Consider the following 20,746-nt stretch of genomic DNA (forward strand, 5'->3'; position numbering starts at 1 on the left):
TGGGGACATTGAGCGGGGACCAGCAAGGAGAAACGTGATGACAACAAGCAATCAACGATGGTTGTGGGCACTGGTGCTGCCGGTAGCCCTTCTGGCGGGCTGCAAGGCCGTTGACTCCACCCAGGCCGCCAGTCAGCGCCCGGCTATTGCGGTGCGCACGGCCAGCGTGCTGGCGTCGGAACACGTTGCCCAGCCGTTGCGCTTTTCCGGCATCGTGCAGGCCAGCCAGCGCGCCACACTGACCTTTCAGGTCAGTGGCACCTTGAAGTCACAACCGGTCGAGTTGGGGCAGGAGGTCCGGCGTGGCGAGATGCTGGCCCAGGTCTATAATCCGGCGCTGGAGCCGGCCCAGGATTCGGCGGTCGCCCGCCTGGAGGAGTTGGAAACCCAGCAGGATCAGGCCAACCGTGAGTGGGAGCGGTCCCGGCGGTTGTTTGAGCGGGGCGTGGTGTCGGAGCAGACCCTGGAGCAGCTGGCAGCCCGGCGTGACGGCCTGAAGGCCAGTGTGCGCACGGCCCGGGCGGCACTGGCGGAGGCGTCGCGCTTACTGCAGGAAAGCCAGTTGATGGCGCCCTTCAGCGGCCGGGTAGAGGCGCTGTTGGTGGAGCGGGATGAATTCGTGGCGGCAGGGCAGCCGGTGATGCGCTTGTCCTCGCCCCAGGGACGGGAAGTGGAGGTGCGGGTGCCGGCCTACCTGCTGAACCACCTGCGCGTCGGTCAGACGCTGCCGGTGTGGTCGGTGCAGAACCGGGATCTGGCCACGGTGGATGGCAGTGTGCTGGAAATTGCCCAGGCCGGGGCCGTGCGGGGTGAACTGCACCCGGTGCTGGTGCGCTTGCCAGACGACACCCTCGACGCCGGCCAGCCGGTGGAAGTGGGCATTACCCCACGCCTACCCTCGGCCACCACCGTGCCGCTGCTGTCGGTTATGAGAAGCGCCGGCGGCGCGGGCGTATTCCGGGTGAATGAGGGCCGGGCCGAGCATGTGGCGGTCACCGTCAAACGCATCGTCGGTGAGCAGGTGGTGGTGGCATCGAGCGCACTGCAGCACGGGGATCAGGTCATTTATGCCGGCCTGACCCGTATCGCCGAGGGCGACGCGGTGGAGGTGTTGCCATGACCGCCCGGCTGCTGGGGTGCCAACGACTGCTGGGCATGGTGGTGATCATGTTGTGCCTGCTCGGCCTGGCGGCCTATAGCACCATGCCCCGCCAGGAAGACCCAACCTTTCCGGCGCGAGCGGGTCTGCTCACGGTGTCTTACCCGGGGGCCAGTGCCGACACGGTGGAGCGCTTAATCCTGCAGCCTCTGGCTGATGAATTGCGCCAGGTGGAGGAAGTGGATTTCACCGACGGCACCGCCCGCACCGGCGTGGCCATCGTCAATGTCCGGCTGCACCAAACCATTTACGACACCGATGCCGCCTGGGACCGGGTCCGCCAGGCGATGGAGCGGGCACAGCAGGAATTTCCAAACGATGTCGGTCAGATGGTCCTGGACGACCGTCTCACCAGTACTCCCACGGTGATCCTGGCGGTTGGCGGCGCACCCTCGGTGACCCGGTTGTCGGAGGTGGCGGAACAGCTGAAGAACAACCTGCTGGATCTGCCCGGTCTGTCCCGAATTTCCATGGACGGTGAGGTGGATGAACAGATTACCCTGGCGTTGGACGATGCCGCCCTGTATCGCTTGGGCATTTCACCGGCCCGGGTGATGGACACGCTGGCACAGCGTAATCAGACCATTCCCGGCGGTTTTGTGGTCAGCCATGGTCGGCGCTTGTCGGTGCTGCCCAACAGCGAGTTCGCCGACATCGATGCCATCCGGGCAACGCCGATCCTGCTGCCAGACGGTTCTCAGGTGCCCCTGGCTGCTGCCGCCGAAGTCTGGCGGGGACCGGTGGAGCCGCGCCAGCCGGAGACCTGGTTCGATGGCGAACGGGTCGTGTTGCTGGCGCTGTACATGGAGGAGGAGAGCGCCGATGCCATCCGTTTTGGTCGGGAGGTTCGTCAGCGGCTGCAACAGTTGCGCCCGCAATTTGCGTCCTACAGTATCCGGGAAATGTTTTTCCAGCCCGACAAGGTAGAGGAACGGCTCGACAATCTGGCCTGGAGCCTGGTGTTGTCGGTGGCGATCATCATCGCCGTGGTGTTCACCGGCATGGGGCTGAGGATGGGACTGCTGGTGGCCTCCATTCTGCCGATGGTGGCGATGATCAGTATCGGGCTGTACGACCTGGGCGGCGGCGTGCTCCACCAGATCGCGGTGATCGGCATGGTGATCTCGCTGGGCATTCTGATCGACAACGCCATCGTCATCGTCGAGAACATTCAGGTTAACCTGGATCAGGGGTTGCGCAGGCTAGAGGCGCTGGCCCGCTCGGTGCGGGAATTGGCCGGTCCGTTGGGGGCCTCCACCGGGACCACCCTGGCGGCGTTTGCGCCGCTGTTGCTGTCCAAGGGGGGCACCGCCGATTTTACCCGCGGCATCCCGGTCATGATCATGCTGACCTTGTCGGTCAGCTATCTGTTGGCCATTTCTGCGGTGCCATTGCTGGCGGCCCGCTTCCTGAAGCCCCGATCGCAGGTTCGGCGCGATGCGTTGGCTGGGCTGGCGGGCTACCTGGGTGGCCTGGTGGCCCGGCACCCGCTGTCGCTGCTGGGCTCAGGCGTGCTGTTGGTGCTGCTCAGCCTGTCGCTGACGCCCTTTATGAAATTGCAGTTCTTTCCCAACGCCGACCGCCCCCGGGTGGTGGTGGAAATGTTCATGCCCGAAGGCACCGATCAGGACCGGACCGCGGAGGTGGCGGCTCAACTGGAACAGGCGATCCGTTCCCAGCCGCAGGCGTTGCAGGTCCACCGCTTTGTCGGCTTTACCGGCCCCAGCTTCTACTACAACCTGTTACGCTCGCCCCAGGCACCGAATCGGGGCCGACTGGTGATCAGGACCCCGAATCTGGCGGAAACCGAGCCGTTAATGCGGTGGATACGGGCTCATGTCGCCGAGCGGTTGCCGGAGTTGGATGTCACCGTTGGTGTGCTGGGCCAGGGGCCACCCAACAAGGCGCCGGTCGAGGTGCGGATCTTCCATGCCGACGATCAGTTGCGGGAACAGGCGGTGAGACAGGTGTTCCAGGCTCTGAGGGCCGCACCGGGTACGGTGGATGTCCGCCATGACCTGGACCTGGGGGTGCCCAGCATTGCCATCCAGGTGGATGACGCCAGTGCCGCCCGCCACGGCCTGAACCGCTCGGACGTTGCCCAGAGTCTCTATGGGCAGAGCTTCGGGATCGTGGCGGAGCAGTACCGCCAGGAGGACGACCCGATTCCGCTGGTGCTCCGTTCCCGGGAAGGCACCCAGCTGTCGCTGTCCCGGCTGCTGTCCACCAACATATACAACGCCCAGGGTCATGCCGTACCGCTGTCGGCCATCGCCACGGTGGACACCACCTGGGAGCCGGCGGCCCGTTACCTGCGCAGCGGCGTTCGGGTGGGCACTGTGACCAGCAACCTACTGCCCGGTTACAGCTTCAGTCAGGCGTTGGACGGGCTGCACCAGACGTTGGCGACGCAGCCATTGCCAGACGGGAGCCGCATGGAACTCGGCGGCGATGCCGAAGGCTCTGGCGATGCGAACAGTGCGCTGCTAACCACCGCCCCCATCGGTATCCTGTTGCTGCTGTTCTTCCTGATCCTGCAGTTCAATTCATTCCGTCGGGTGGGCATTATCCTGCTGACCGTGCCGCTGGCCACGGTGGGCATCTTCCCGGGCCTGGTGCTGTCCGGCTCGCCGTTCGGCTTCCAGTCGTTGCTGGGGGTGATTGCCCTAGTGGGGGTGGTGGTGAACAACGCCATCGTGCTGCTGGATGTGATCGATCGTTGTCTGAGTCAGGGTGACGCGATCCGCGAGGCGGTGCGTCAGGCGGTGGAGCAGCGCACCCGGCCGATCCTGCTGACCACCGCCACTACCGTGGCGGGGCTGCTGCCGCTGGCCTTTTCAAGTTCCACGCTGTGGCCGCCGATGGCCTGGGCCATCATTTCGGGCCTGCTGGCTTCGACCTTGTTGACCCTACTGGTGGTTCCATCGGTATGCGCCCTGGTTATCAAGGAGCCGGTGGCGGATCTGGCCAACGCCAACTCCTGATTGAGCTGCGGCTTGCCAGGGGAAAGGCCCCGGCCACGCCCCCTGGCAAGCCTGAAGGGTTAACGCTCGATTCTGGGTCTGACCATCAGGCCCACCCGCTGTCCAATCGGTACGTGGCGATTGGGAAACACGATGGCTTCGGCCACGTCACCGACGCAATACTTATTGCGGTCATCCTGCCAGATCAAGGTGCCGGGCTCATAGGTGGTGAAATTGGCCACGTCATCCGGCACATGAAAGCGGAACAGATCGCCGGTGTTGATGATTTCATGCACCACCTCGAATTCCGTCAGCGTCTGGCCCGCAGGCGGAGGCGGTTCCCCGCCGGTCATCAGTCGGCGCAACGCCTGGTGGATGCCGGCCAACTGCTGCGGGTCATTCTGCCCAAAAGGTTGTACCTGACCGAGTTCGATGGTGAGGCTTTCTCCTCGTAAATCCACCGAGGAATAAGACGAAAAGGTGGTGCCGGTTTTGTGCTGGTGCAGCAGGGTGTCGACGTCGGCCTCCAGCAAGAAGGCACGCTGTTCATCCGGTATCTGGCGCTCCGGGAAGAACGGGTAGAGCGCGAATTTTTCCCGCATCGAGGGCCGAATGGCGGCGTGCAGATCGTAGTGCAGCAACGGCTGGCCAGCCTCGCGGAAATTCAGGCAATGCCGCTCCAGAGCTTTGGCGCGATGGGCCTCCGGCGTGTCATGGTAGGGCCGCTTCTCGTGCGCGCCGGCAAACAGCCGGTTGAGGTTGAAGTCGATGAATCGTTCGCCTTGGGCCATGGCCGGCGGGTTGCCGAGAATCAGCAGGCAGGGAATGGCGAGGGACCATTGGCCATCGAGGCATTCGTCGACCAGGGCGTTGAGTATTTCGATCGGTGCGGTTTCGTTGCCGTGAATGCCCGCAGAGAGGATCAGGCGAGTGCCGCCCTCGGCGGCGGGCGTTGCCGGCAACAGCTTGAGAATGCCGGTGTCCTGCAAGGTGGCGGAGCCTCCGCCGGGCAGCTCGGTGGATACCTCGGCCATGGGCTCGTTGGCGTGGTCCAACGTATGGGCCAGCCAGTCTTTGCTCTTGCCGAACAACTGCTGACGTGGCGTCATAGCTCGTACCCCCGGATCAGCCGCCTCCTGGATCAACTACGTCCCTGATCAACTACCGATGGGGCGTTGGTGTCTCAGCAGGTGCTGTTCCAATTTCCGGAATGTATAGACCAGTATAAACGTAAGAATCATGTAGAGCACGGCCACCGCAATAAACGCATCGAAGGGCGCGTAGAAGCGGGAGTAGATGTTGCGGGCCGCGCCGGTCAGATCGACGATGGTCACCACGCTGGCGATGGCGCTGGCGTGCAGCATGAAAATGACTTCGTTGGAATAGGCCTGCACCGCCCGCCGCGCGGCACTGGGCAGCACGATCCGTCGCATGCGCAGGGCCCAGCTCATGCCATAGGCCTTGGCGGCCTCGATTTCGCCGTAGGGTGTGGCCACGATGGCGCCGCGGATGATTTCGGTGGTGTAGGCGGCGGTATTCAGGGTGAACGCCAGCAGGGCCGGGTAAAACGGTTCCTTGAAGATGGTCCACCAGAAGGTTTGCTGGATACCTTCAATCTGGGCTATGCCGTAGTAAATGATGTACAGCTGAATCAGCAGCGGGGTGCCGCGGAACAGGTAGGTGTACAGCCACACCGGACCGGACACCCACACCGGTTTGGCGGTACGCATGATGGCCAGGGGAACGGCCATCAGCAGCCCCAGCAGCAGTGACAGGAACACCAGTTGCACGGTGGTCACCAGGCCGTCCCAGTAATGCACGATGGTGGTGGCGGTGAAGATCTCGTTCTGGTTCAGCCACTGGAAAAGGAAATCGGGCATGGCTCAGTCTCCCTGTACGACGCCGACGTTGGCGCGTTTGTCGAGCCATCGGATGAACCCTTCCGAGCCGGCGGTCAGTGCCAGGTAAACGAAAGCCACTGGGATGAAAAACATGAACGGCGCCCGTTCCGCTTTGGAGGCTTCCTCGGCCACCCGGACCATGTCGGTGAGGCCGATAATCGAGACCAGTGCGGTGGTTTTCAGCAGTACCTGCCAGTTATTGCCTATGCCGGGCAGTGCATGGCGCAGCATTTGCGGGAACATGACCCGGCGAAACGTGTGCCAGCGGGTAAAGCCGTAGGCTTTGGCCGCCTCGATCTGGCCAATCGGGACCGCCAGGAAGGCGCCGCGGAAGGTCTCGGTCATATAGGCGCCAAAAATCAGCCCGATGGTCAACACACCGGAAATGAACGGGTCGAACTGGAAGAACCAGTCGATGTCGTAGGCCTCGTAGAGGTAATCGGAAAGGTTGTTGACCAGTACCTGGCCGCCATAATAGAACAGCAGCATCATCACCAGATCCGGCACGCCGCGAATGACGGTGGTGTAGGTGGTGGCGATGCCGTGCAGGATACGGTTGCTGGACAGTTTGGCGGATGCCCCCAGCAGACCCAGGGAAACGGCCAGCACAAGGGACAGTAGCGCCAGTTCGATGGTCACCAGGGCGCCTTCCATCAGGGAGGGGCCGTAGCCTTTCAGGTCGAGCATGCGGTAATCCAGGTGTCGGAAGACAGGGGCGACATCGGCGCCGCCCCTGCGGTTATTACATCTTGATGTCGTAACTGAAGTATTTGGTCATGATGGCGTCGTAGGTGCCATCATTCTTCAGCTTGCGCAGGGCGGCGTTGATCTTGCCGGCCAGATCACGGTCCCGCTGACGCATGGCGACACCGACACCTTCACCCAGCTTGACTGGCTCACCCACTTCCTTGAAGCCTTCCTTGGACAGGATGGTCTGTTCACCCACCGGATAGTCCACGAACACCACGTCCAGGCGCTGGCCTTCCAGATCCAGAACCATGTCGTCTGCGGTGGTGTAGCGCTTTACCGTTACCACGCCGCTCATCTCGTTGGTCACGTAGGTGTCCATGGTGGTGCCACGCTGAACACCCACGGTGAGTCCTTCCATCTGGCTCATGTCGGTCACATCGGCACTGAAGTCGGTGCGCGCAAACCAGCCGCCGGGGGTGTTGTAGTACGGCTCGGAGAACAGCACCCGTTCAGCCCGCTCGGGGGTGATGGACATGGACGACATGATGGCGTCGAACTTGCGGGCCAGCAGGCCTGGAATCATGCCGTCCCAGGCCTGGATGACGAATTCACACTCGGCGTTCAGCTCGGCGCACATGGCTTCGGCCAGCTCGACCTCGAAACCGGTCAGCTCTCCGTCCGGTGTCTTGTATTCGAACGGTTCGTAAGGTACGTCGAAGGCGATGCGGATTTCCTTCCAGTCCTTGGCCTGGACACTGCCCGTAACCAGGGCAAGGGCGCAACTTGCTGCAACAATCAGTTTATTCATGTCTCACTTCTCCAATGAGTTGCCTGCTTGATATTGTTGTTGGCGACGCATCGCCTTTTTTATGTCTTGCCGGCCAGGCTTTACCACGCCGGGTTGCGGCCAACCGGCAGAACCTGAACTCAAGATAGCACCGACTGGAACCGCCGTCGTCCAAAGGCGCTCGGGAGCGCCCTGGGCTTCAGAATTTGGGCGTCAGGAACTGCTTCATTCGCTCTGAGTCCGGATGGTCGAAGACCTTATCCGGGCTGCCTTGTTCTTCGATGACGCCCTGATGCAGAAACAGCACTTTGGACGATACGTCACGGGCAAAGGCCATTTCGTGGGTTACCACGATCATGGTGCGGCCTTCCTCCGCCAACCCCTGCATCACCTTGAGTACTTCGCCCACCAGTTCCGGGTCCAGCGCCGAGGTGGGTTCGTCAAACAGCATGACTTCCGGTTCCATGGCTAGGGCTCGGGCGATGGCAGCGCGCTGCTGTTGACCGCCCGACATCTGGGCCGGGTAGTAATCCTTGCGTTCGTAGATGCCGACCTTTTGAAGATAGGCCTCGGCCCGTTCGATGGCGTCTTTTTTGGACAGTCCGCATACGTGTATCGGCGCTTCGATGATGTTTTCCAGCACCGTCATATGGGACCAGAGGTTAAAACCCTGGAATACCATGGACAGCTTGGCGCGGATGCGTTCCACCTGGCGGTTGTCTGCCGGCGCACGCTCGCCCTTGCGATTGGTGGCGAAGCGGATGGGGTCGCCATGCACAATGATGTCGCCGGAAGTGGGGGTTTCAAGGAGATTGATGCAGCGCAGAAAGGTGCTCTTACCGGAACCGGAACTGCCAATCAGCGACACCACATCGCCTTTTTGGGTTTCCAGGGAAATGCCCTTAAGGACTTCCAGCTGGTCGAACGTCTTGTGGATGTTCTTGCAGACCAGAGGCGCTTGTTCCGCCATGAATGACTCCTGATACCGTCGTTATTCTATCGTGTGCTGTCGCGATGCCGAGCTTGCAAGCTAACCCCTCAAGAATAGTTGCAATTCAGACAGTACACGAATTAAGGGAGCCTCTGAATAACTCCGAATCGTCTTGCCCCCATCGCCACCGGCTGGAAAAAAACGGAGCTCGCCAGCGGTTCAGTGCGTGAGGAGGACGGGCGTCCCGATTAAAGGGGGCATGTTTTACGGGCTGTACCGGTGGAAATCAACACCTTTGTGCCAGGAATTGGGCCGGGTAGGGGATAACACGTACGGTCGCAACAGGGTAGGGCGAAATGTAAAACCGCTGCCCGCTATGAACTGGTTCACAATTAAGGGATGTTTTTGTGAAATTGTGGTTAGCTGGCCGTACACTGCAGGACAGGTACATATTCACAATAATAAAGGGTGTATCAGTCGAAATGACGACCCACGAAGTACTCTTGGAGCGCGGCTTGCTCCAGATTATTGCCCGCGAACTCAAATCCGACGAAGTGGTGCTGGAGCATGAAAACCGGGCCTACGATGTCTGCATTGTGGGCCAGGAAGTGCTTAAGTCCTTTGTCTCCTTCGGTGAAGCCATGCATTTTCTGGAAATGCTTGCGCCTTCGAATTAGTCCTGATCCTCCCGCTATTCGAGCGGACGCCTGGTCCCCGGTTGCTGAGTGTCGAGCGATAGGGAGCTTCGGACCGCGCTCAGGCAGTCCGAAGCCGGATGTGGGCAGGGCTCAGTGTACTGATGCCGCCTGGGCCGCGGGGGAGCGAGCCAGGTAATCCAGTGCCTGTTGGGTATCGCCTTCGTCAATGGGGTTGAAGGACGGTGACACCCAGCGCAGGGTGGCTTTCACCAGGAAGCTGAAGGTGGGCACGTTCTTGGTGGCGTTGCCCACCCGCTCGAGTTCTTGCAGAATTCTCGGAATCGAGCTGCTGCCGTGTTTCCGGATGGCGGGATCTGCGTCCTGTCGATACAGGGTACGCCCGCCCTCCACCAGGAAATAAACGAACAAGGGAAATACGATGGCCATCAATACTTGCCGGCCGGCGTAAAACCCAAGCTGGGTTCGGCACAGGTGCTCGAACAGGTCGAAGGCCACGGTGCGGTGCTCGACCTCTTCCGCCAGATGCCACTTGAACAGATCCACCATGCTGGCGTCGCCGGTCTCCTCCCAGCTGGTATTGTCCATGGCCCACTGGCCCAGTACCCCGGTGAAATGTTCGATGGTGGCAATCAGACCCACCCGCAGAATCAGCCAGTGTTTCTTGAATGCCTTGCGATCCAGGGCATTGAGTCCCAATGGCTTTTCCCCCAGGAAGGTCTTGAACAGCCAGTTCACCTTACCAAGGTAGTCGTCCAGTTGCAGACCATGCTGTTCCAGGTAGATCTGGGCCTTGCTGTGGGCGCGGGAATGGACGGCTTCCTGGCGGATAAAGCCTTCCACGTCGGCACGCAGATGCTCATCGGTTACCAGCGGCAGCGCCTGGTTGTAGACCCGGCAAAACCACAGTTCGCCTTCCGGCAGCAGCATGTGAATGCCGTTGATCATATGGGTTGAGAAGGGGTCGTCCCGCAGCCAATACAGCGGAGTCTCGTCAAAGCTGAATTGAACTCGACGGGCTTTCAGTGGGTGACGTTCTGCAGTGGTCATGAACATCGATCTCCAATCAGGGGGTAATATCCAAACGCGCCACCAGACGGGAAACGCTGGGGGCAAAACGGCTAATGAAGCGAGTGGCACGTGCTTCCGGGCCGACCAGTGAGAGGGCCGGGTTGGTCAGTACCGCCTCCAGGATGCGGTCCGCCACGTCCTCCGGGGTAACCAGGCTGGCACGTTGGTACAGGGCGTCTGCCTTGGCTTGCTTGGCCGCCTGCTCCTCTTCGCTGAGGCCGGCATAAACGGTGTTCTTGGCGATCCCGGTGGCGACAAAGCCCGGGCACACGGTGCTCACGCCGATGCCGTGTTCCGCCAGTTCCGCCCGCAGACATTCACTGAGCATATGCACCGCCGCCTTGGTGGTGGAGTAGGCGGCCAGCTTGCGATTGGGGGCAAACGAGGCCGCTGACGCCACGTTGATGATGTGGCCGACACGATGGTCATTCACCATCTGCTGGCCAAACAGGCGGCTGCCGTGGATCACGCCCCACAAGTTGACCTTGAGGATCCGCTCCCAATCGGTTGTTGTGGTGTCGAGCACCCCGCCCGCCATACCGATGCCGGCGTTGTTGACCAGAATGTCTGCGCCGCCGAGTTCCTTGGCGACCCACTTGGCCAGTTTCTGCATGGCGCTGGCCGAGCCCACATCCACCTTGCTGGCCCAGGCCAGGCCACCCAGTTGCCGGACTTGCTCTGCGGTCTCCTCGGCGGCCGCTTCGTTGATGTCGACACAGACGATGTCGGCGCCAGCAGAGGCGAACTTCAGCGCCGTGGCACGGCCAAAGCCGGAACCCGCGCCGGTGATGACCGCGGTCTTGCCGGTCAGTGACCGACCCAGTCGTTCCGGCCGTACCCGGGCGTGCTGCAGGGCCGGGCTCATGGTGCCGGTATCGACCCCGGCGACAAACTCGGCGATCCAGTTGGCAATTTGCTCGGGATGGCTCAGCGGCACCCAGTGGTTGGCCTTGATGTCGCGGCGGTACAGCTCGGGCACCCAGTCGTGCAGCTCGTCGAACAGCTGGGTGCCCACGTAGTTGTCCCCGGTGGGCACAATCAGTTGCACCGGGCAGTTGGCAGGACGCTCTTCTGGACGGAGCAGCTTGTTGCGGAAGTTGGCCCGGTACAACTGCACGCCGTATTTACCGTCTTTGGTCTGGCTGGGATTGAATTCCGGTTCCGCTACCTGCTCGCGGTGTTTCAGGTATTGTGGCCATAGCTTGCCCAGGCCGTTCTGCCACGCCGTCGGCGCCAGCACCGGTAGATGGAAAAAGCCGACATACCAGGAGCTGATGACCTGGCGGATGAGCTTGGCCTTGGCCGCTGGTGACAGGTTCAGGGTCTTGTTGCGCAGCCAGTATCCCATGTGATCCAGACACGGTCCGGAAATCGTGGTGTAGGACAGGATGCGTTCTTTCAACGGGCCTGCGGTGACCGATTCCCAGCTCTGGATCGAACCCCAGTCGTGCCCCGCCAGGTGGAACGCCTGGCCGGGAATGGTGGCTTCCACCACCGCCTGCAGGTCGGACGCCAGTAGTGACATCTGGTAATCGGCCTGTTTGTCCGGGGCGGTGGACTCGCCAGCGCCTCGCACATCGTAGGTAACGACGAAATGTTTGCGCGCCAGCCGTTCGGCGACGCCCTGCCACACGGTGTGGTTATCCGGGTAGCCGTGGACCAGAACGATGGGCACCTTGCGGGCATCGCCGTAAGTCACCACGTTGAGGCGGACGCTGCCGCTCATGACTGGAGTGGTCTGCTTCATGAAAGAACTCCGTAAGCCTGGCAAAGCGGGTATTGCCAACGGGCAATGCCTGCCATTTATTGTCATTGAATCCAGCTAGGTTAACAGCGGCGCGTCAATCCGACGTTTGCGTAACGGGACGCGGGGGTGGCATTCGAGGACAAGAGGCCGGGTTTGGCCGGCGTAGGGCGGTCCGTCGGCCGGTCAGGTGTGATGGTCGGGCGTTTGCTGGGGGTTGATCCAGATCACCTTGTGGCCTTCGGCCTCGAGCTGGCGAATGGATTCGCCGACGAAACGGACGTGGGCCATGGCTGCCCGTTTCGCCGCCTTGGCCTGACCGGCAAGCACGGCTCGGTAGATGCGCTGATGCTGCCTGGCAATCTGTTGCCGGAAGGCTTCACGTGGATTGAGGTTGGCCACCGAGGCCCTGACCGTCATCAACATCAGGTTCTTGAGACTGCTGAGCACGTGCACCAAGACCGGGTTGTGGGACGCCTCGACAATGGCCAGATGAAAGGCGTGGTCGAGACGGGCATTGGACCTGGGGTCGGCGGCATTCATTTGCTCGAAGGCCTTGGTGATGAAATAGCGGTCACGCTGATTGGCGCGCTCCGCGGCCAGGCAGGCGGCCTGGCCTTCGAGTTGTTCCCGCACCTCAAGCAGGTCATAGAGGGTGCTGGGATAGCCGGCAATCAGCCGCAGCAATCGGCTGTCTTCCTCTGGCTCCGGCACCATCTGTGACACGAAGGAACCTCGGCCGTGGCGGGTCTCGATGAGGCCGCGGCCCTGCAGCTCACGCAAGGCTTCACGCACCACCGCCCGGGAGGCTCCGAACCGGGCTGCCAACTGTCGCTCAGAGGGTATCTGCTCATCGGGCAGCAGGCTGCCCTCGATGATCTGGCGTTCGATCCGGTCACAGATTTCCCGGGCGATGGAGGTGACGTTCACAGACATTGGCTTGCTGGTCCGACCAGTATGTTGGGCTGAGGCAGCGCGTGTGGCTCTTCATATCTCCATCACTATCGCTCAGGCGGGCCAGGACAGACAAGGCGCGGTGCCATAAAACTGGTCAGACCAGTGGTGCTTTTGCTGGACTTGGGTGACCCGGGCCACGGATCATCGATGACAGATGAACAGGCCTGGCGCACGACCGAGCAGGATCGCTGGGCGTGGTATATGTTGACTGTTAATCAGAGGCCCCTTGAACGCCGATACCTGCAGCCACAACAACTGACTCGAAGAGATACGGGTAATGACTGATCGTCCTCATGTGGGCGCGGCCGATCTGGCGGCGCGCTTTCGGGAATTTATCGATCCCGAGTTCGTGATTTCCGATGCCGAGACCATGAAGCCGTACGAATGCGATGGTATGTCCATGTATTGCGAAATGCCGATGCTGGTGGTGTTACCGGAGACGGTGGCCCAGGTTCAGCGGGTGATGCGGATCTGTCACCAGCATCAGGTACCGGTGGTGGCGCGAGGGGCGGGCACCGGATTGAGTGCCGGAGCCATGCCCCATGCCGACGGGGTGGTGTTGTCGCTGGCCAAGTTCAACCGTATTCTCGACATTGACCCGCTGGCGCGCACCGCGCGGCTGCAGCCGGGTGTGCGCAATCTCGCCATCAGCGAGGCAGCGGCGGAATTCGGCCTCTATTACGGCCCCGATCCCTCCTCCCAGATTGCCTGCACCATCGGTGGTAACGTCGCGGAGAACTCCGGCGGTGTGCATTGCCTGAAGTACGGCCTGACCGTTCACAACCTGCTGAGGGTGGAAATGATCACCGTCGAGGGCGAACGGGTGGTATTGGGCAGCGAGGGGCTGGATGTCTGTGGCATGGACCTGCTGGCCCTGGCCACCGGTTCCGAAGGCCTGTTGGGCGTGGTCACCGAGGTGACCGTCAAGTTGTTGCCGACGCCGGAGCGGGCGCAGGTGGTGATGGCGGGGTTTGACAGTGTGCAGAAAGCCGGCGATGCGGTGGGCGGAATCATCGCCCACGGCATCATTCCCGGCGGCCTGGAGATGATGGACGGCCATGCCATCGTCGCGGCGGACGATTTTGCCCAGGCCGGCTACCCCCGGGATGCCAAGGCGCTGCTGCTGTGCGAGGTGGACGGCACCGCCGAAGAAGTGCAAGAGCATATCGAACAGGCCGAGGCGCTGTTCCGGGAGCTGGGGGCAACCTCCGTTTGCACCTCAAAAAACGAGGCGGAGCGCGCGCTGTTGTGGAAGGGGCGCAAGTCGGCGTTCCCCGCTGTCGGTCGGATCTCGCCGGACTACTACTGCATGGACGGCACCATTCCCCGCCGCCAGCTGGCCCACGTACTTACTGAGATGGAAGCGATGTCTGAACAGTTTGGCTTGCGAGTGGCCAATGTCTTCCACGCCGGCGACGGCAACTTGCACCCATTGATTCTGTTTGATGCCAATGTGCCGGGGGAGTTTGAGCGTACCGAGGCCTTCGGCACCGCCATCCTCAGGTTGTGTGTCGAGGTGGGGGGCTGCATCACCGGTGAGCACGGTGTCGGCGTCGAGAAGATCCGCCAGATGGCGTATCAGTTCTCCGATGCCGAACTGGCCCAATTCCACGATCTCAAGGCCGCCTTCGATCCCCAGGGCATTCTCAATCCGGGCAAGGGGGTGCCGTCGCTGCGGTTCTGTCAGGAGTACCGTGCCCTGGACGACAAACCCCATTCCAGTCACCCGGCCAAGGAGGCGCGCCATGGCTGATATCGCCCAGCAATTACAGGACCGGGTCCTGGCGGCCCGGGACCAGGGTCAGAAGCTGAACATCGTTGGCGGTGGCAGCAAGTCCTTTCTCGGACGCCAGATGGCAGTGGCAACCACCAACCTGCACGTTGGGGAGCACCGCGGTATCGTCGAATACCACCCGGTGGAACTTGTGCTCACGGTGCGCGCCGGCACACCGCTGACCGAAATCGAGGCGACCCTTGCGGAGCAGGGCCAGGGCCTGCATTTCGAGCCGCCCCGGCTGGGGGCGTCCGACACCATTGGTGGCACCCTGGCCTGCAACCTGTCCGGCCCGGCCCGGCCCTGGAGCGGCTCGGTGCGGGACCAGGTGCTGGGGGTGCGGCTGATCAATGGCAAGGGTGAACACCTCAAATTCGGCGGTCAGGTAATGAAGAATGTGGCTGGGTTCGATGTCTCCCGGCTGCAGGCCGGCGCCATGGGAACCCTTGGAGTGCTCACCGAAATCAGCCTGAAAGTCATGCCGCAGCCGGCGGCCACCCTGACTCTGGTCCAGGACATGGCGCCGGATCAGGTGGTCGCCTATATGAACGCCCGCGCCGCCGAACCCAAGCCCTTATCCGGCGCCTGCTGGCGGGATGGCAAGGTGTACCTGCGGCTGTCCGGGGCCCGCTCGGCAGTGGAGGCCACCGCCGAGAAATGGACGGGAACCGTTATGGATGGCGATGACGGATTCTGGCGCCAGCTGCGGGACCAGCAACTGGGTTTCTTTGCCGGAGACGATCCGCTGTGGCGTTTCTCGGTCCGCTCCACGGCGACGCTGCCACCGCTTGAGGGCGATTGGCTGATCGACTGGGCCGGTGCTCAGCGCTGGTACCGTGGAGCGGCGGATACACCGCAGCTGGAGCAGATCGCGCGGGATGCAGGCGGTCAGGTCAGCCTGTTCCGTGGTGGCGACCGCCGTGGTGAGGTGATGCACCACCAGCCCGATGCCCTGGCGGCGCTGCAGAAGCGCCTGAAACATTCCTTCGATCCCGACGGCCTGTTCAACCCCGGACGGCTGTACAGCTGGTTGTAAACGCAGAGGTTAACGAGTTCCATGCAAACCAATCTGGTAGAACAATTTGCCAATACCGTCGAGGGCCAGGAAGCGGAGGCCATCCTCCGGGCCTGCGTCCACTGTGGTTTCTGCACCGCCACCTGCCCCACTTATCAGGAGCTGAACGACGAGCGGGACGGCCCCCGCGGCCGCATCTATCTGATGAAGCAGTTTCTGGAAGGCGGCGAAGTGACGGAAAAAACCCGGGAGCACCTGGATCGCTGCCTGACCTGTCGCAGCTGCGAGACCACCTGTCCGTCCGGCGTTCAGTATGGCCGCCTGGTGGACATCAGCCGTGGGCTGATCGAGAAAGAAATGGAGCGGCCACCCCGGGACAGGTACCTGCGTCTCGCGCTGGCCAAGGTGTTGCCGAACCGGCGGCTGTTTGGTTGGTTGCTGCGGCTGGGCCAATTCTTTCAACCCCTGTTACCAAAGGCGCTCGCCGCCAAGATACCGCCCCGGCAGCACCCCAATCCCTGGCCGCTGGCCAGCCATGAGCGGGTGGCGCTGGCGCTGGCGGGTTGTGTGCAGCCGTCCGCCACGCCCAACACCAACGCCTCCGCCGCGAGGGTGCTGGACCGGCTGGGGATTACCCTGGTGGAAGCGCCCGAGGCGGGCTGCTGCGGTGCGGTCAATTATCACCTGTCCAATCACGACGCCGGGCTGGAGGCCATGCGCCGTAACATCGATGCCTGGTGGCCCGCCATCGAGGCCGGCGCCGAGGCCATCGTGATGACCGCCTCCGGCTGCGGCGCCATGGTGCAGGACTACGGTCACCTGCTAAAGGATGACCCGGTGTACGCCGCCAAGGCCCGCCGGGTGAGTGAACTGACCATCGACCTGGGCGCCTACCTGCTGAAGCAGGACCTGGAGCAGCTTAAGGTGCATCGCAACCCTGGCAAGGTGGCTTTTCACTGCCCCTGTACGCTGCAGCATGCCATGAAAGAGAGTGGCACGGTGGAGCAGGTACTGCGCAAGGCCGGCCTCGAACTGGCGAAAACCAGGGACAACCACCTGTGTTGCGGTTCCGCCGGCACCTATTCCATCACCCAGCCGGCGCTGAGCCGGAAACTGCTGTCCAACAAGATCGAGGCCCTCACCCTCGACAATCCGGCGGTGATTGCCACCGCCAACATCGGCTGCCAGATGCATCTCGGCAGCCAGTCACCAGTGCCGGTCAGTCATTGGATTGAGTTGCTGGATCGGTAGCGGCCTGCTTGCCCTTCGGGGGGCTCTGGACGTTGATCCGGGGCCGTTTCCACTGCCACCCAGCCACCAGCGAGCCGCCGACAATGGCCAGGCTGGCAATGAGCAGCGTAGTGCTGGGCTCGGCTTCCCCGGCCAGAACCAGCAGAACCACCGAAATGAGCGGCGCGCTGTAGGCGAGGGTGCCCAGCAGGGGCAGATTGCCGTGTTTTACGCCATGGTCCCAGGTAAAAAACGCAATGCCCACCGGTCCCAGCCCGAGGCCGATCACCCCAAGCCACTGGGTCAGATTCTGTGGCCAGACCGTCGCCTCCCACAGCCAGTGACTGCCCAGGGCCAGCAAGGCCGTGGTCAGGCAGAACCAGCCCACGGCATCGGTGGGCACCGAGCGAACCAGTCGGCTCAGCACCGAGTAACTGGACCAGATCAGGGCGCAGGCCAGGGCGATCAAATAGCCCGGCAGGCTGTGCCAGGCGAAGCCGGTGGCGTTTTTGCCCACCAGTAACCAGCAGCCGGCCAGGGCCAGTACCGCGCCCACCAGATGCCGGGCCAGCAGGCGTTCGCCGGGGAGCAGGGATGACAGCAGTACGATCAGCAGGGGCCAGAGATAGGCGAGCAGGCTGACCTCCACCGCCGGGGCCAGGGTCATGGCCTTGAAATAACAGAAGTGGTAGCCGAACAGACCGCCGACCCCGATCAGCCACGCCAGCGGCGCCTGGCGCAGATAGACCAGCCCGGATTCGCCCCGTCGCCACCAGCGCCCTGCCATCAACAGGAAGGCAATGCCAAACGTCATGACCATTAACTGGAATTCCGGAATGGCGCCCTCAGTCAGTTTGGTCAGCAGAGCGAGGGTGCCCCACAGCAGGATCGAGATCGAGCCGATCAGGGTGGCGGTGTTACGCATGGCCATTACAGTTCCTTGATGGATTGCGGGTTAATCGGGGGCTCCTCATAAGGGAAGTCCCGGAAACGTCGTGCCCTGAGTATGGGGCGATGGTCGTGGTGGTGCTTCCGGGCTTCGTCGTCGTAGCTGCGGATTTCCAGGGTGAGATCGGTGTTGTCCATGAGCCGAGTATATCAAGCCGGCACCGGGAAGACGGGGCGAAAAACGGTACTCAAGTAGCATGGTGAGGGAGGCAAGCTCTTCTATGATTTAGGGGAAAGGAGTTCGCAGAGGAAACAACCATGCACAGTCGAGTGGTTAAGGTCACGCTGGCGGTGGTGTTGCTCCTGCTGGTTGGCTGGTCGCCGGTCCAGGGCGAGGGCGAGGGTATCCGGGAAGGAACCCGCAGTATTGTGCTGCTTAGCGCTGGTGGGGAGGAGCTGCCCGTGGGATCGGCCACCTTTACCTCAGCCCCTGGCGGCTCGCTCCAATACCATATCGATATGGGGATTGCTGGCCGCTTCTTGCAGGGATGGCCAAAAGTGCGGCGTACCGATATGATTTTCTCCGCATGCTGCTCAACCTGCCCCGCATGACGATATGGTTCCAAAACAGTAAAGGCTGTATCGCCCTACTGTGCTAAGCTGCCCGCTTCTTGCGAATTAGTGGCAACAACTCCTTAAATGTCAGGCAACTACCCGACAGTTCCGGCTTTCCCGCGTGATGCCGGAGGCAACCGTGCCGCCAGGGCCTTCGTGGTCCTGGTGCTGCTGGCGGCGTTGATCGTTCGCAGTCTGATCCCGCCGGGGTATATGCCGGCGGCGCAATCCCACTCCCATACCGCCCTGTTTGAACTCTGTGGTGGTGACTGGCGCAGTGGCCAGATTCTTCAAAGCCTGGCCCATGGCCACAGCCTGCACTCGCAAGGCCATCATGCCCATATCGATCATCGGGACCACAGTTTCGTTCCCGAGTTCTGCCTGTTTGGCGCGCTGACCGCGCCGCCCCTGCCGCCATGGCTTACTACGGACTTTCCGGCACTGGCCCGGTCACTACGGTTGCTACTCCCGGATATGGCCGCTCAGTACCTGTCCCACTTCCCTAGACATGGCCATTCCCGGGCCCCGCCCCAACGCCTCCACGCCGTCTGAATTGAAACAATCTAACGACGATTACGAGAGTCGGGCAGTGCCTGAGAAAGCTGCCCGGCTCATGGAGGATTTCTCATGTCTGTAAAAAGTAACCTGGCGCCTGCGGTCTTGCTGTGCGCCGGGATGAGCTATTTGCCATCCAGCTGGGCCCATGACGGTGAAACCGCGATGGCGAAGGCACCGACTCCGGATAGCCATGCGCCGATGGGGGTGATGGGTGACCATACCCATCGTGCCGGCGAATGGATGGTCTCTTACCGTTACATGACCATGGCCATGAAAGGCAATCAGCAGGGGACGAACAGCCTGTCGCCCGAGGAGATCGCCACCACTATCGCCAATCCCTTTGCCGGCCAGCCCATGATGCCGCCCACCCTGCGGGTGGTGCCGCTGGAAATGACCACCCAGATGCACATGGTGGGGCTGATGTATGCGCCCACCGACAGGGTCACACTTATGGCCATGGCTCATTATCTGGACAAGGACATGGAGCACGTCACCTTCGCCGGTGGGATGGGAAGCAGCCGGCTCGGTCACTTCACCACCCGCAGTTCCGGGTGGGGAGACACCCAGTTGAGCGCGTTGATCGGCCTCTACGACGGCGGCGCTCACCGCTGGCACCTGAATGCGGGGATCAGCCTGCCCACCGGTTCCATTGATGAAGAAGACAATGTCCTGACCCCGATGGGTATGCGTCCAACCCTGCGGCTTCCCTACGCCATGCAGCTGGGCTCCGGCACCTACGACCTGGAACCGGGTATCACCTACAACGGCGGCGCCGGCAAACTGACCTGGGGTGGCCAGTATCGGGCCACCATTCGGCTGGGAGAGAACAATGAAGATTACACCCTGGGGGACAAGCACCAGCTCACCGGCTGGGGCGCCTACCGGGTACTGCCGTGGATGAGCGGTTCCTTACGCCTCACTGGCCGTACCGAAGGTAAGATCGACGGCCGTGATTCCGGCATCATGGCCCCGGTGCAGACGGCGGATCCGGACAACTATGGCGGTGACTTCGTTGACCTCAGCCTGGGTGCGAACCTGGTCGGTCGCGACGGCCCCATCCGTGGCCACCGCCTGGGCGTGGAATGGACGGTGCCGGTCTATCAGGACTACAACGGAGTCCAGATGGATATGGACTGGATGCTCCTGGCTGGGTACCAGTACAGCTGGTAGTGATCACCAACCGCTGAATGAGCTGCCCCCGATTTCCGCGCAGGAGGTCGGGGGCATTGTTTTGTACGGAGCGGTACCGGCGCCCAAACCACCTCATGTCCGATTGCGCCAACTCTCATCGGTGAGGGCACTCGAAGGGAACTGAGCTGGTATCGCCGACGTTTGTTTGGCAATGCGGTCATTCAGAACCGTGATCTGCCCTTACCGCTTCTGCCGAAGCGCGAGGCTTGAAAAGAGAAGAATAACAACAGGTAATGCCGCAAGTGGGCGACCTCAGAGACGATCATTTCCCTGACCCAATGGTCGATGCTCTGGTAATAATAATGAACGACACCACCTTTTTTCTGGTCAGTACCTCCATCACCCTGATTGGGGCCGCAACTTTGCTTGCTGTGGCCTCGTTGAGTTGGTGAGGGGAAGGGCGGCTTCGTCCTTCCGTTTCCTTCAGGCTTTGGTGTTGTCGGTGAGAAACGAAAAAAGCCGCTCAAGAGCGGCTTTTTTACGGAATTCGAAATGGTGCCCGGACGCGGAATCGAACCACGGACACGGGGATTTTCAATCCGCTGTATCTATGCTTCAAAGAACCACAAATCAACACAATCAGTCAGTTACGAAGATGCAGCGCCACACTAGACCA

19 protein-coding genes are annotated in these 20,746 nt (G+C 61.9%); 9 read left to right on the top strand and 10 right to left on the bottom strand.

Annotated elements, in window-relative coordinates; all coding sequences use genetic code 11:
- Nucleotides 1-37: 37 nt before the first annotated feature.
- Both N6L25_RS07970 and N6L25_RS07975 read left to right on the top strand, forming a co-directional pair.
- A complete protein-coding gene (locus N6L25_RS07970) occupies nt 38-1,120 on the top strand; it encodes an efflux RND transporter periplasmic adaptor subunit (protein ID WP_271979273.1) in 1,083 nt (360 codons plus the stop codon).
- The gene (locus N6L25_RS07975) at nt 1,117-4,143 is read left to right on the top strand and encodes an efflux RND transporter permease subunit (RefSeq protein WP_271979274.1); all 3,027 of its coding nucleotides are present in this window, start codon (nt 1,117-1,119) and stop codon (nt 4,141-4,143) included. Before N6L25_RS07970 ends, N6L25_RS07975 begins: the two co-directional genes overlap by 4 nt.
- 59 nt (nt 4,144-4,202) lie before the next feature.
- Here N6L25_RS07975 and N6L25_RS07980 read toward each other — a convergent pair whose 3' ends face one another.
- The 5 genes from N6L25_RS07980 to N6L25_RS08000 all read right to left on the bottom strand — a co-directional run bounded on the left by N6L25_RS07980 (nt 4,203) and on the right by N6L25_RS08000 (nt 8,470).
- Nucleotides 4,203-5,231 (bottom strand): succinylglutamate desuccinylase, encoded by a 1,029-nt coding sequence (locus N6L25_RS07980; protein ID WP_271979276.1) that lies wholly within the window; start codon nt 5,229-5,231, stop codon nt 4,203-4,205.
- Between the two features lie 48 nt (nt 5,232-5,279).
- Nucleotides 5,280-6,002: an ABC transporter permease gene (locus tag N6L25_RS07985; RefSeq protein ID WP_271979277.1), complete on the bottom strand. Its 723-nt coding sequence runs from the start codon at nt 6,000-6,002 to the stop codon at nt 5,280-5,282.
- Nucleotides 6,003-6,005: 3 nt separating this feature from the next.
- A complete protein-coding gene (locus tag N6L25_RS07990; RefSeq protein WP_271979278.1) occupies nt 6,006-6,710 on the bottom strand; it encodes an ABC transporter permease in 705 nt (234 codons plus the stop codon).
- Nucleotides 6,711-6,765: 55 nt separating this feature from the next.
- Nucleotides 6,766-7,521, bottom strand: a complete 756-nt coding sequence (locus N6L25_RS07995; protein WP_271979279.1) for a transporter substrate-binding domain-containing protein — start codon at nt 7,519-7,521, stop codon at nt 6,766-6,768.
- Between the two features lie 178 nt (nt 7,522-7,699).
- Entirely contained in the window at nt 7,700-8,470 is a 771-nt protein-coding gene (locus tag N6L25_RS08000; RefSeq protein WP_271979280.1) for an ABC transporter ATP-binding protein, read from the bottom strand.
- A 443-nt stretch (nt 8,471-8,913) separates the two neighbouring features.
- Between N6L25_RS08000 and N6L25_RS08005 the strand changes: the two genes are divergently transcribed.
- Complete coding sequence (locus N6L25_RS08005) at nt 8,914-9,108, top strand: hypothetical protein (protein WP_271979281.1); 195 nt, start codon at nt 8,914-8,916, stop codon at nt 9,106-9,108.
- A gap of 111 nt (nt 9,109-9,219) precedes the next feature.
- Here the strand turns inward: N6L25_RS08005 and N6L25_RS08010 are convergent, their stop codons facing one another.
- From N6L25_RS08010 to N6L25_RS08020, 3 genes are all read right to left on the bottom strand, one after another.
- On the bottom strand, nt 9,220-10,137 hold the full coding sequence (locus tag N6L25_RS08010) for a metal-dependent hydrolase (RefSeq protein ID WP_271979282.1): 918 nt from the start codon (nt 10,135-10,137) through the stop codon (nt 9,220-9,222).
- A 16-nt stretch (nt 10,138-10,153) separates the two neighbouring features.
- Complete coding sequence (locus tag N6L25_RS08015; RefSeq protein ID WP_271979283.1) at nt 10,154-11,905, bottom strand: SDR family oxidoreductase; 1,752 nt, start codon at nt 11,903-11,905, stop codon at nt 10,154-10,156.
- Nucleotides 11,906-12,088: 183 nt separating this feature from the next.
- The gene (locus tag N6L25_RS08020) at nt 12,089-12,838 is read right to left on the bottom strand and encodes an FCD domain-containing protein (protein ID WP_271979284.1); all 750 of its coding nucleotides are present in this window, start codon (nt 12,836-12,838) and stop codon (nt 12,089-12,091) included.
- Between the two features lie 298 nt (nt 12,839-13,136).
- Here N6L25_RS08020 and N6L25_RS08025 point away from each other — a divergent pair, with 298 nt between their 5' ends.
- From N6L25_RS08025 to glcF, 3 genes are read left to right on the top strand one after another with little or no spacing between them, the layout of a single operon-like run.
- A complete protein-coding gene (locus N6L25_RS08025) occupies nt 13,137-14,612 on the top strand; it encodes an FAD-linked oxidase C-terminal domain-containing protein (RefSeq protein WP_271979285.1) in 1,476 nt (491 codons plus the stop codon).
- Nucleotides 14,605-15,669 carry a glycolate oxidase subunit GlcE gene (gene glcE / locus N6L25_RS08030; RefSeq protein WP_271979286.1) on the top strand — a complete coding sequence of 355 codons (1,065 nt, stop codon included), beginning with the start codon at nt 14,605-14,607 and terminating at the stop codon, nt 15,667-15,669. Before N6L25_RS08025 ends, glcE begins: the two co-directional genes overlap by 8 nt.
- Nucleotides 15,670-15,690: 21 nt before the next feature.
- On the top strand, nt 15,691-16,899 hold the full coding sequence (glcF, locus tag N6L25_RS08035; RefSeq protein WP_271979287.1) for a glycolate oxidase subunit GlcF: 1,209 nt from the start codon (nt 15,691-15,693) through the stop codon (nt 16,897-16,899).
- Here the strand turns inward: glcF and yddG are convergent.
- Both yddG and N6L25_RS08045 read right to left on the bottom strand, forming a co-directional pair.
- The gene (gene yddG / locus N6L25_RS08040; RefSeq protein ID WP_271979288.1) at nt 16,868-17,809 is read right to left on the bottom strand and encodes an aromatic amino acid exporter YddG; all 942 of its coding nucleotides are present in this window, start codon (nt 17,807-17,809) and stop codon (nt 16,868-16,870) included. The two genes, glcF and yddG, sit on opposite strands and share 32 nt — an antisense overlap.
- Nucleotides 17,809-17,964: a hypothetical protein gene (locus N6L25_RS08045; protein ID WP_271979289.1), complete on the bottom strand. Its 156-nt coding sequence runs from the start codon at nt 17,962-17,964 to the stop codon at nt 17,809-17,811. The genes yddG and N6L25_RS08045 overlap by 1 nt, the downstream gene beginning before the upstream one ends.
- Before the next feature lie 120 nt (nt 17,965-18,084).
- On the opposite strand from N6L25_RS08045, the gene N6L25_RS08050 reads away from it, so the two are divergent.
- From N6L25_RS08050 to N6L25_RS08060, 3 genes are all read left to right on the top strand, one after another.
- Nucleotides 18,085-18,378, top strand: coding sequence for a hypothetical protein (locus N6L25_RS08050; RefSeq protein WP_271979291.1), 294 nt, complete (start codon nt 18,085-18,087; stop codon nt 18,376-18,378).
- An 87-nt stretch (nt 18,379-18,465) separates the two neighbouring features.
- On the top strand, nt 18,466-18,933 hold the full coding sequence (locus tag N6L25_RS08055) for a hypothetical protein (RefSeq protein ID WP_271979292.1): 468 nt from the start codon (nt 18,466-18,468) through the stop codon (nt 18,931-18,933).
- Nucleotides 18,934-19,008: 75 nt separating this feature from the next.
- Nucleotides 19,009-20,109, top strand: coding sequence for a hypothetical protein (locus N6L25_RS08060; RefSeq protein WP_271979293.1), 1,101 nt, complete (start codon nt 19,009-19,011; stop codon nt 20,107-20,109).
- Nucleotides 20,110-20,746: the final 637 nt, after the last annotated feature.

This window comes from Marinobacter sp. SS21 (genome assembly GCF_028369065.1).
Classification (GTDB): domain Bacteria; phylum Pseudomonadota; class Gammaproteobacteria; order Pseudomonadales; family Oleiphilaceae; genus Marinobacter.